General features: G+C 37.9%; 1 protein-coding gene and 1 pseudogene. One reads left to right on the top strand and one right to left on the bottom strand.

Annotated elements, in window-relative coordinates:
• Positions 1–285, bottom strand: a pseudogene (locus ACSZO1_RS22360) (tyrosine-type recombinase/integrase); the annotation flags it as partial.
• 230 nt (positions 286–515) lie between these two features.
• Between ACSZO1_RS22360 and ACSZO1_RS22355 the strand changes: the two are divergent.
• A complete protein-coding gene (locus tag ACSZO1_RS22355) occupies positions 516–1,205 on the top strand; it encodes a MarC family protein (protein WP_437616573.1) in 690 nt (229 codons plus the stop codon).
• Positions 1,206–1,336: the final 131 nt, after the last annotated feature.

The following is a 1,336-nucleotide window of genomic DNA, read 5'->3' as shown; positions in this document are numbered from 1 at the left end:
TTCTTTGTTCATTTACCATACGATGACAGGACGAAAAAATGGTTCCCATCGAATTAATCGCACCTTCCTTAGAATCCAGAATATCAGCCCACCATTGCAACATAAGAAGGCGCTGTTCAAAATATTTGGCTGCACGAATGTTGTATTCACCATTTGGCTCATTAGCCGTTCAACAACGTCTTCTGAGCAGTGTCCGGATTCAATTCAGGTACTGCACGCAAGGGTACGCAAGCCACGACCGCACGGGCCATTTCGGGTGTCATATACCATTTTAGGCAGTGCTTTGTAAGAAGATAGTAAGGATATCCTGGAGGTTACGGCTGTTTCGCCTCTTCATTGTGGTATTAACATCCATTATAATTTGTCTCTGTAACTTTATATTCCGTTATAATATCAAATTATAGTTTTATTCACCAAGAATTTTTTAGTGGTGTAGTGTATGATTTTGCAGGAAATTAGGGTGCCTAGTGGCTGTTTTTTGTGAAAGTTGCGGATATACATGCAGGAGTAATTTAGTGTCAGATATATTAGTATTTTTTTCCATTTTCGTATCAAAGACAATGTTTGTCATATCTGGACTTTTTCCTATATTGAATCCACCGGGGCATGCGCCACTTTTTTTATCCGTCACAAATGGGATTAAGAAAACAGAAAGACGGTTTATTGCAAAGAAAACGGCAATCTATTGCTTTATTCTTATTGTTTTTACTATGTGTTTTGGCGTTTATGCATTATCTCTATTTGACCTTTCTATTGATATTGTAGAAGTTTCAGGCGGCATCCTTGTTGCAAAACTTGGCTGGGAGATGTTGGGAGGAGAAAAAAATGAAATTTCAGAACGAAAGAGTGAAGAGATAATAGAAAATACACAATCAAATATTTTAGAAAATGCATTTTATCCTATAACATTCCCCTTAACAGTGGGTCCCGGAACCATATCCGTCGCAATAGCATTGTCCGCTAATTTACAAACAGTATCTACAGGGGTAAAGGAAATATCAGCCAGTATATTGGGAGCGGTCGTTGCAACAGGTATTGTGTGCTTTATTATCTATATATGCTACGCATATGCGGAATCAATATCAGATAAATTAGGTGAGAATGGGAAAAATGTATTGTTAAAGTTATCCGCGTTTCTACTTTTTTGTGTTGGCATTCAGATACTATGGAACGGAAGCGTGAACCTACTACAATCCATAAAGTAGAATGCATCAATTCATTGTAATATAAGCGTGTTGTTTAATGCACGCTTAATTTAAGGTCGTGACGCAGATTTAGTGGTAGTGGTTGATTGTCAGATACCAGCCGATGATCTTGTCGTGCATCTCTTCAGACT

It is taken from the genome of Erwinia sp. V71 (assembly GCF_965644245.1).
Lineage (GTDB): Bacteria > Pseudomonadota > Gammaproteobacteria > Enterobacterales > Enterobacteriaceae > Erwinia.
Note: the sequence above shows the minus strand (reverse complement) of the source record. Positions and strands in the feature narration are given on the sequence as shown.